We start from the raw sequence: 9,493 nt of genomic DNA, 5'->3' as shown, positions 1-9,493 counted from the left end.
AGAAAATACACCGGAAAAGTAAATGTATTTTTTTGAAGAAAAGTGGTGAAATACTTTTGCTAAAAATTGATGAAAGTAAATTTGCTATTTACACCATTGATCCACTAGCACAGAAAACTTCATCACCAATTTGAAATTCAAGTACCTGACTACCCATTTCTACTATGATTCCTGCCAGTTCTCGTCCCAATATTGGTGAACTGATCAGTTTTCTTTCGTGTTCATTTTCCAACATCTGGTAATCGATAGGATTAAAACCACTGGCTTTTATGTGAATCAGAACCTCATGGTCTTTAGGAATTGGTTTAGGAATGGATCCATCTTCCAGTTGGCCATATTGATTGATCGTTACTACTTGCATGATGTGTTGATTTTAGACAAAGGTATAGGTAGAATAGTTTATATTTGCTACTAGTTAACTGTTGGTAACTAGTAACATTAAGGTAACTATTATGGCAAATATTATAGAGAACGGTGTAGAAAGACCGGCGACATGTACAGAGGAGCTATTTGCAATGCGCGATAGTCTCGATGTTCTGGGCGGTAAGTGGAAACTGATGATTTTACGCTATCTAACCAACAGAACGGACCAACAGATTCATTTTAAGAAGTTACAACGTGGTATAGCGGGAATTTCAGCTAAAATGCTTACTAAAGAACTCCGAGAGCTTGAAATTAATCTTCTGATTACAAGAACCATTCAAGATACCAAACCCATTACGGTCATTTATGCTGTAACAGAATATGGGAAATCAGTATTTCCGGTGACCGAGACACTGGTAAACTGGGGTTTGATCCATAGGGACAAAATTAAAAATTCGTTGTAATAAAATATCCTATTTCCTTTCCCAGTCGAATGGATAAGGAAATAGGATATTTAAAGTTGTTAAGTGATCGATCTACTTATGGAGTAGCTGTCAACAAGATGACTACGCTTCTTCTGTTATTTTCTAAAACAGGATTTAAACCGATATTCATTAAGAAGTCTCCGGATAGAATCAGGTCTTCAGCGATTGTTTTATCATCTTTATTCAAGTTTATTTCTTGAACCCTGTAAGATTTATTCGAATCTAAACCTTGCCATTTGATCGGTTTAGTGGTTTTAAAAACATGGTTATAAAAGGTGAGGTAATTGAACATAACCGCTTTACTTTTATCGCTGTTGATGTATGCGAGACTGGCATAATTGTTTTCTCTAGGATTAGAAAACCGATAAAGATCACCATGCCATACAATGTCTTTGATGTTATCGTATGTTTTAACCGCTTTTTGTGCGAAACTCAGTTCTTCCGGACGCAACTCTTCGAGGTTGAGGTCAAAACCCATTTTTCCCATCATGGCTACATCAATTTTAAATTTAAGATCCTGCTTTCCAAAAGTGGTGACATGGTTTGCACTTCCTATTGCGGGGAAGAACAGCGAGTTTTCATATTGCATAAAGATCCGATCGTAAGGATCCGTGTTATCACTTGGCCAATATTCACTAAAGTAATTTAATGCACCGTAATCGATACGCCCACCACCACCAGAGCAAAGCATCATGGGAAGTTTCGGATACTTGGCGCGGAATCGTTCTAGAATCTTGTATAAGCCCAAGGTGTAGTCAACATAGAAATTATTTTGGTCACTTTGGAAACTCGAGTATGCGTTGTATATAACAGCATTACAGTCCCATTTGATATAAGCTAAAGAAGGATTTTTCTGTAATAATTGATCAAGAGTGTTGAAGACAAAATCCTGTACTTCGGGATTGGATAAGTCCAGCACGAGCTGATTCCTAAAATAATATTCAGGCCTGTTTGTCTGCTTCACTACCCAGTTTGGTTTCTTTTCATAAAGTTCACTTTTGGGACTTATCATCTCGGGTTCTACCCAGATACCAAATTTTACACCCACTTTATCGGCTTCTTTTGTGATTGAGGCAATTCCATTGGGCAGTTTTTTCTTATTCTCAGTCCAATCACCTAATGCAGACGTGTCGGCATTGCGGGGATATTTATTTCCAAACCAACCGTCATCTAACAGGAAAAGATCAACACCTAATTTTTTGGTGTTTTCCAGCAAATGAAAAATTTTCTTTTCATCAAAATCAAAATAGGTACTTTCCCAGTTATTGAGTAAAGTTAGGCGTTCTCCGTTTCCATCAACTAGGCGATTATTTTTTGCCCATCGATGGAAATTACGAGATCCTTCTCCTACACCTTTGGTGGAAAGGGTATACGTAAATTTCGGAGTGATGAAAGGTGTTTTAGGCTTTAAGGAATAATGTGAAGCATAATTATTGATGCCCGCAATAATTCTCAAATTATCTTGCGGATCTTTTTCAAAATCAATTCTGAAGTTACCGCTCCAATCCAATCCTCCCAATAATACAGTTCCCTGTGTTTCATTCCATATCTTATCCATACCAATGGCAAAATAAGAGCTCATCAACAAGTTGGTCCGGGTACCCAGTTTACTGTCCAGTGTTTTGATGCCGTGCGTAAGTCTTTCAGTTTCTGGTTGCATTTCCGCTATCCAGTCGCCGTGATAGCTGCGTAAGTAGAAATCGTCTGATTTCAGGTTGAGGTTAGCCGAAGCAAATTTGGTTAGTTTTACATTTTTTTTCTCTTCATGCCGAATAACCGTCCATTGTTCAAAGATATTGTCCTGATAATTTGCCAGATAATGTAATTCCACATAAAAAGGATACAGATCATCTTTCATAAAGATGGTGACATGCTGTTTTCCTGCCGTACTGATATCATTTTTATGATCGATATATTTAAGATCTAAAGATTGATTACCGTCGGCATGCTCAACGCTTATCGCGGGTTCAAGTAAGTTTCGGGTGCCCGAAGCTGCATAAGCAGATTGATACATACTGGTGTAGTCATGAGCCTGTTTATATTGTTTGGTTACTTGTGTATATTCATCCGATTTTGACAGCTTATTTCCAAGGTAAACCATATTGACATCTTTGTTTTCCTCTACATTCAGAACCAGTGCGATGTCAGCAGTTTCGAGGATGATTTTTTTTGTCGTCTTGAGTTGCAATTGCGTTTGTTGTGCACTACTATCAAAAAAAATAGGGAGCAACAAAAATAGGAGCATAAATTTTGTCATATTGTTGGTTTAGGGTTATGAAGTAATTAGTGCTATTTAATTAAAGCCTAATGTATTCCATATCTCATTGATCGGATGCATCGGTCTCGACTATAATAAATAGAAACGGTTCAACTAAGATAGTGATTGCTAGATTGTTCTCAAAATCATCAATCGTTATAATCAGTATGGCAGATTAATTCTTTGATTTTTTTCTTTTTAGTAGCGGGTTGTAAAAGCTTCATATTGCAAGATATATGAACAAAAAAAAAAGCTTGCAAATCGTATATTTACAAGCATTTTATATTGTAATCGGCTTAGAACGTCTTAATGGATCTACTGATTTATTATTCCAGATTGAACAGAAATTCTCCACCACCTTGTTTCAATTTCATTGTCTTATCTTCCGGGCTAAATTCTAAAACAATCCCTGCCTGTTCAAATTTGAATTTATCTTTTTCTGTTGATTCAAGTGGAAATGCCGACTGTCCTGTTGCCTGAGCCATCAACGTTTTTTTGTCTTTTGTAATCGTAATTTTCAAAGGGATTTGTTTGGACGCATAAATGCCTAAATACTTTTCCAGATCTTCTGAAGATACTTCGTGGCTGGAAAAATTTGGAATATCATATGGTTTATTATAGACTGCACTTAATAGCGCAATAGCAATATTGTTATTATTAAAATGAGTTCCGTTTGAAGTTAAAGCAAAATCAATATTCTCGTCAGCAAAATGAGAAAAGACAGAACTAAAACCATCAATTCCTCCGGTGTGTCCATATCCAATTTTGTCATAAAAAGGAATTTGAAATAAGCCTACACCATATTGATCTTTGATGCTTTTCATGATTTCAAGATTTTCAGGATTCAACAATTTGCCATTAAACAGTGCATTGCTGAAATCGACCAAATCGCTTGGTGTAGAAACAACTCCTCCAGCTCCCAAAGGTATAGAAATATCTGTTTCAGGTTGAAGAATCCATTTCTCATTAAAGGTATATGACTTACATTCTTCTTTCGCCGGATTAATTTTTCCTCCCATATACGTATTCTTCAAATCAAGAGGCTTTGTGATCAATTCTTTTAATAGATCTGTATAACTTTTTTTGAAACTTTTTTCAAGTATGTAAGTTAGAAGTACAAAATTCGAATTGCTGTATTGCGCTTTACTGTCGGGTACAAAATCGCTGCCCGCTTTAGCAATGATTGCTACCATTTCTTTTTCGGTCTTAGGTTGTGTATTCCAGGTCAGGTAATCCTTGTCATCTGTAAAATTATGTATTCCACTTCTGTGGCTTAATAAGTGTTTTATGGTTATTTTTTCGGCATTATTAATCGTCGGAAAAAAGCTTTCGATGGTTTGATTTAGTTTTAATTTTTTCATTTCTACAGCTTTCAAAACCAAAACGGAAGTAAATGTTTTTGAAATGGAACCAATTCTATACTTAGAATTTGGGGTTGCTTTCTTATTGTTCTCAAGATCAGAAAAGCCAACCGATTTGGAATAAATAAGTGTACCATTTTTTGATATAGCCACACTTCCCATAAATTTGTTATTTTGCTCCAGTGATGCAAAATACGAATCGAGTTTCTGGGAGTCGAAATTTTGCGCATAGCTACCAGTCGAAATCAAAAGAAGTACGAAGTAACCTGAAATTTTTTTAAGCATAATAATTTGTCTTATGGTTTTTAATTTGATGGATAATGAGCTGATGTAACTTGCAGCTTCTTAGACTTTAAAGATAATTGTTTTAGTTTATATTTTAATGCTTCATGTGTTCGATTTTCTTTTAATAAGATCTATTCGATCATTAGAATTATGTATTAGAAAATGGAGTTCAACGTTTTAAACAAGTTTTTGCGGTACATCCGACTGCCCAATTGTCGTGTAAATGATTTTTTAAATGGATTCTTCTATAAAGAAGGGCGTTTTTATTTTTAACTCTATCATTACCTTAAATGCTTTATATTTGAATTATGATGGTAAGTGATATTTTTTACGGCAATTTCGAACTTGAAGATATTCTTAGTGAGCTTATAAGCTCAAAACCCGTTCTACGATTAAAAAATGTTCATCAGGGTGGTGCTATCTTTCTGGTCTCTCCACATGTTTGTCACAACCGATATGAACATTCTATCGGCGTTATGCTTCTTGTGCGGAAACTTGGAGGTAGTCTGGAAGAACAGATAGCTGCGCTTTTGCATGATGTTTCGCACACTGCTTTTTCACATGTGATCGATTATGTCTTGCAGCATAAAGGCGAAGATTATCATGAGCAAATTTTTGAAACAGTAATTGGAAAGTCTACGATACCTAACATTCTCGCTAAATATGGATTCAGTACTTTCTTATTGGATGATCCAAAGCATACCTTGCTTGAGATGCCGCTACCTGAGCTTTGTGCAGATCGAATAGATTATACCATTAGGGATCTATATCATTTTGGCCTGAACGATATTGTGGAGGCACATAATTTTATAAGCGAACTTGGTGTTCAGGATAGTAAGATAGGTGTTCAGAGTGAAGAAGTAGCTTCATGGATTAGCAGTAAATACCTTCAGCTCAATAATGCATATTTCAGAAAACCGGAACATATATTTGCCAATACCAAGCTTGCAGAATTGATTGCTATAGGACTGGAAAAAGGTATCCTTGTTTTATCAGATCTTTGGCAAGATGACCCTGCCGTTTTATCAATAATAAAGACCGATCCAGCCCTCAATTCAGAACTTGAAAAAATAGAAAATCTGGAAGGTTTTGAAAGTTTTTCAAAAACTCAATCTGGAAAAATTTTCAAAGAAAGGATACTAAAGCCTATGGTTATTACCTAAAATATTTTACATTGATTTATTGATATTATTATTCATCATTAATTGGTAATTAGATATCTTCTCTGATACCTTTCTCGACAATCATCATATCCCACCATTTAACAGCTCCTTGATTTAGATAATTCAAATCATCTCGCGTCATAAATGGATTTTTATTAGAGGCTGATTTTTCTTTTGCCTGAAATAATTTTAAGTATCTATCTGCCATCTGTTTAATTAATTTCGGATCATTATTAGCTTCTTTAAGAGTTTTACTATTAAATAAAACTGGATAAGTAGAAATATGGTGTAAATAAGAAGGGCAGAATAACCTATTAAAAGCAAACATGGCATCTATAGCAATATTATAATTTCTGCTACTAGGAACTGGCATATTATCATATTCTATTTGAAAAGAATTTATATAATATCGGCTCACTTTTTTACAGCTTCGAGAATAGTCCGTAAAATACGGTTTTAGAGCACTGATAACTTCTAATCTATCTTGATTAGTTAGCCCTTCATCCAGTAAACTCTCCATATGATAATCCTTAGTTTTTCTTATCCAAATTCTATTTCCTTTTTTTAAAGTTATCTCTAAGTAGTAACCTGATAGATCTTCCTGACAAGTAATTTTATCCACTGTAACTACGGCTTTTTGAGCAGAAGAAGTTTTAGTTAGTAAAAAAGCAATTAAAAGAATAATAATATTTTTCATAAAGATAAATGCATTTTATGTTACTAAATCTAAACCAAATATAATTTAGATACTACTTTATTTTTCAATCAGTATTTGACCCTTTGTAAAAAGGGATTTTTTCCCATGTAGCCAAACAAATCGACCGTCATTGAAAGGGAAATATTTAGATATTTTCCCAATAAGCATACATTCTTGAAACCATTTTTTATAAGAGTCAAATACAATTTTTATTTTGTCAGGAGAATCATTTATTTCCATATTGTCGATATTATCGTATAAGACAGGTGCAGGTGAATAAAAATCTGAAAACTCTCCATATGCAATTCTATCAATAAAATAGAGAGCATTGATCTCAATTGTAAAATATTTAGATTTAGGAGAGAACCTAACATTATTTTTTTCATTATTACCTAAATATATTGGTAGCACATTTCCTGGATGTTTTGTTGTATCACCTTCAAAATCCAATAGGCAGGAAATAAGTTGTAATTTTTCAATATCAGTTAAATAATTCGAATTTATATTGATAAAATCATACACTAAATTTCTATTTTCTTTTTTAAAAGATATTTTTAGATAAGCTTTATTATCTTCCGTATTGATTTTTTTTACATAAGGTTGCGAAAAACAATCGCTATATAATATGGTAATAAAACTTAGTAATAAAATCACTTTATCTTTCATAATAAATTATGTCTTTTAGCTCATGTAATGTTGAAAATCCAGATTATTGAAGAAATTCTTGAGATTCTTCTTAATTTAATTTTCTTACTCCACCTTTAACTTTTCTAATTTATTGGTTCTTTTCAAATACATTCTTCTTGTTCTCAGGTTTTTCTTTATTCTTATTTCTCTTTTTATCAGCTTCCATTTCTCTGTATAAATCTGCAACTATCCTTCTTGAATTAGGAATGTATTCTGCGTCAAACCAACCAACAGGACCCCTATACAAATCCATCAAATCTATTAATGATAATTCATTACTATTTAGATTTTCCAATAGATTACAATACAAATTAGATAATTTTGAAATGCTTAAAGAATCATTATAGCTCACTTTTTTTCCGGAATATTTTTCTACTAATACTGGAGAATTAGATAGAAACCTTGTCCAATCACCAAATAAAATCATATTTGTAATATACATCGATTCAATTGCTAAAGAAGACTTCTCTATTCCTTTCGCGAAAGATCCAAAAACACCCGCATATGGAATAAATAGTCTAATCTTGTAAGCACATAATGAATAATCATTAAAATATGCACTCAATTCTTGAGCAAAAAGAACTTTTTCATCCTTTGAAAGAGAATTACTAAAAACATATAATTTTTCGTAATCTCCTGGTGAAATTGTATCTAAAACATTCTTATTTAAAATGATAAATTTTAATCCATATCCGTCGAAATTTCTAACAAGCTTTTCTTTTATTATTTTTACTTTAAAATTTTGTGCGTTGGACACTAAAATGATCATCGAAAAAAACAGACCTAAGATAAATTTCATATCTTAATTATTTAATTAATACGCTGTGAAATAATAATTGTTAATCCTTCAAAAAGATTATTCCCGTCATTCTATTGATATTCAAAATCACTATACTCGTAAATGTTCTTTTGGTAGTAGTTCACCAAATCCATAAATTGGTTATTCCTTTTATTGCTCCCTAGAAATCCAGCTACTCGCTCAACTGTTGGATTTTCAAACAGAGGTAAGAAATTATTAGGCTCTTTATTTTCATCACATATGATGAATTCCTTCAAATTTGGAATATGTTTTAATGTGGAGAAATCGTCAAGACCTTTCATATTTTCTAGGTAAATTCTTCTTAAAAACTTATTTTTAGAAAAGTCTGGTAAAGTTTTTACTTGTTTGAGTGATTGAATAAATAGATTTTGTAGCGTTGTTAGATCCGAAATAAAAGACAAATCCGCCAATCCTCTTATTTGCCAAAGCTCCAGAAACTTCAGTGATGGAAGTGTCTTTAAGGCATCAAAACTTTTAATTCCCCCAAGTTTGATATCTACTGACCATAACTGTTTTAGTCCCTGTAAGAAGTCAATATCAGTTGTTGTGATTGACCTTAGGACAATTTTCTGAAGTTTTTTTAGATTTTTGATCGCATGGATCCCTTTTTGCTGTTCTTCCAAAAATAGGTATTCCAGATTTTCAAATCTCGCTATGCTTTCAATTTTAGGTTTTTTAGATCTGGTCTGATATAATCCAAGCACTTTTAGATTAGGAGCTACTTGTTCTAAAAAATTAAAATTATCCAAATCAAAAATACCTACACACAATGACTCTAAGTTTTTCAATTGCGTAACGACCTCAATACCGGTCGTATCTCTCATACAGTCTGCAGTAACTTTTCTGAGAGAAGGAATTCGCTCCAGAAATGTTAGATCGCATTCAACAGAATAATGTCCAAAGATTCGTAGCTCTATATCAGGTCTTGTTGCAAAAACCATTTTTTCCAAAAGATCATATTCTTCATAAGTAAGTGGGGCTGAAAATTGTACAAGCTTCGTTTTGGTATTGTTTGCTATAGCTGATAATTCATTTTTTTTAAATCCTGTTGAAATATTGTAACGACCTGAATCCCTATTTATACTCTGTGTGCTCATGAAAAATGGTTTGACAAATAAATATAGTGAAAATTGATAAAGAAGCGCTACAAAGTTTCTGTTGCTTAGTATACAAAAAAACAAGGGAAAGATTCTTTTATAAAAACTAGAATCGCGCTCAACAGAATTGTTCATTAAGATGGTTTCGAACTATCTTATCTCTATTCAGCTGGTTGCCTTTGCAAAAGGTAATAAATTTATATCTGCCAATTCCCCTCATAAATCGGTAAGAATAAGTGTGTGCTTCAGGAGCAGGAAATCCACATTTATAACAATAA

Annotated in this window: 9 protein-coding genes; 2 read left to right on the top strand and 7 right to left on the bottom strand. The window is 33.2% G+C overall.

The annotated features are described in order from the left end of the window. Positions 1-88 precede the first annotated feature (88 nt). Positions 89-361 (bottom strand): alcohol dehydrogenase catalytic domain-containing protein, encoded by a 273-nt coding sequence (locus tag EDF66_RS24790; RefSeq protein WP_132845894.1) that lies wholly within the window; start codon positions 359-361, stop codon positions 89-91. Positions 362-452: 91 nt separating this feature from the next. Between EDF66_RS24790 and EDF66_RS24785 the strand changes: the two genes are divergently transcribed. Then, entirely contained in the window at positions 453-827 is a 375-nt protein-coding gene (locus tag EDF66_RS24785) for a winged helix-turn-helix transcriptional regulator (protein ID WP_132845892.1), read from the top strand. Between the two features lie 76 nt (positions 828-903). Here EDF66_RS24785 and EDF66_RS24780 read toward each other — a convergent pair whose 3' ends face one another. Beyond that, positions 904-3,105 carry an alpha-galactosidase gene (locus EDF66_RS24780; protein ID WP_132845890.1) on the bottom strand — a complete coding sequence of 734 codons (2,202 nt, stop codon included), beginning with the start codon at positions 3,103-3,105 and terminating at the stop codon, positions 904-906. A gap of 326 nt (positions 3,106-3,431) precedes the next feature. Next, positions 3,432-4,751, bottom strand: coding sequence for a serine hydrolase domain-containing protein (locus tag EDF66_RS24775; RefSeq protein ID WP_132845888.1), 1,320 nt, complete (start codon positions 4,749-4,751; stop codon positions 3,432-3,434). A gap of 308 nt (positions 4,752-5,059) precedes the next feature. Between EDF66_RS24775 and EDF66_RS24770 the strand changes: the two genes are divergently transcribed. Then, on the top strand, positions 5,060-5,914 hold the full coding sequence (locus EDF66_RS24770) for an HD domain-containing protein (RefSeq protein ID WP_132845886.1): 855 nt from the start codon (positions 5,060-5,062) through the stop codon (positions 5,912-5,914). A 49-nt stretch (positions 5,915-5,963) separates the two neighbouring features. Here EDF66_RS24770 and EDF66_RS24765 read toward each other — a convergent pair whose 3' ends face one another. The 4 genes from EDF66_RS24765 to EDF66_RS24750 form a co-directional block, all read right to left on the bottom strand. Then, positions 5,964-6,611 (bottom strand): hypothetical protein, encoded by a 648-nt coding sequence (locus EDF66_RS24765; RefSeq protein ID WP_132845884.1) that lies wholly within the window; start codon positions 6,609-6,611, stop codon positions 5,964-5,966. 57 nt (positions 6,612-6,668) lie between these two features. After that, on the bottom strand, positions 6,669-7,277 hold the full coding sequence (locus EDF66_RS24760) for a hypothetical protein (RefSeq protein WP_021191239.1): 609 nt from the start codon (positions 7,275-7,277) through the stop codon (positions 6,669-6,671). Positions 7,278-7,386: 109 nt separating this feature from the next. Further along, positions 7,387-8,097, bottom strand: a complete 711-nt coding sequence (locus tag EDF66_RS24755; protein ID WP_132845882.1) for a hypothetical protein — start codon at positions 8,095-8,097, stop codon at positions 7,387-7,389. A gap of 71 nt (positions 8,098-8,168) precedes the next feature. Then, the gene (locus EDF66_RS24750; protein WP_132845880.1) at positions 8,169-9,215 is read right to left on the bottom strand and encodes a hypothetical protein; all 1,047 of its coding nucleotides are present in this window, start codon (positions 9,213-9,215) and stop codon (positions 8,169-8,171) included. Positions 9,216-9,493 lie beyond the last annotated feature (278 nt).

It is taken from the genome of Sphingobacterium sp. JUb20 (assembly GCF_004342035.1).
Classification (GTDB): Bacteria; Bacteroidota; Bacteroidia; order Sphingobacteriales; family Sphingobacteriaceae; genus Sphingobacterium; species Sphingobacterium anhuiense.
Note: the sequence above shows the minus strand (reverse complement) of the source record. Positions and strands in the feature narration are given on the sequence as shown.

Excerpts from the sequence above, each read along its gene's own strand:
- EDF66_RS24790 (WP_132845894.1), bottom strand. The coding sequence starts at position 361 with ATGCAAGTAGTAACGATCAATCAATATGGCCAACTGGAAGATGGATCC.
- EDF66_RS24785 (WP_132845892.1), top strand. The coding sequence starts at position 453 with ATGGCAAATATTATAGAGAACGGTGTAGAAAGACCGGCGACATGTACA.
- EDF66_RS24780 (WP_132845890.1), bottom strand. The coding sequence starts at position 3,105 with ATGACAAAATTTATGCTCCTATTTTTGTTGCTCCCTATTTTTTTTGAT.
- EDF66_RS24775 (WP_132845888.1), bottom strand. The coding sequence starts at position 4,751 with ATGCTTAAAAAAATTTCAGGTTACTTCGTACTTCTTTTGATTTCGACT.
- EDF66_RS24770 (WP_132845886.1), top strand. The coding sequence starts at position 5,060 with ATGATGGTAAGTGATATTTTTTACGGCAATTTCGAACTTGAAGATATT.
- EDF66_RS24765 (WP_132845884.1), bottom strand. The coding sequence starts at position 6,611 with ATGAAAAATATTATTATTCTTTTAATTGCTTTTTTACTAACTAAAACT.
- EDF66_RS24760 (WP_021191239.1), bottom strand. The coding sequence starts at position 7,277 with ATGAAAGATAAAGTGATTTTATTACTAAGTTTTATTACCATATTATAT.
- EDF66_RS24755 (WP_132845882.1), bottom strand. The coding sequence starts at position 8,097 with ATGAAATTTATCTTAGGTCTGTTTTTTTCGATGATCATTTTAGTGTCC.
- EDF66_RS24750 (WP_132845880.1), bottom strand. The coding sequence starts at position 9,215 with ATGAGCACACAGAGTATAAATAGGGATTCAGGTCGTTACAATATTTCA.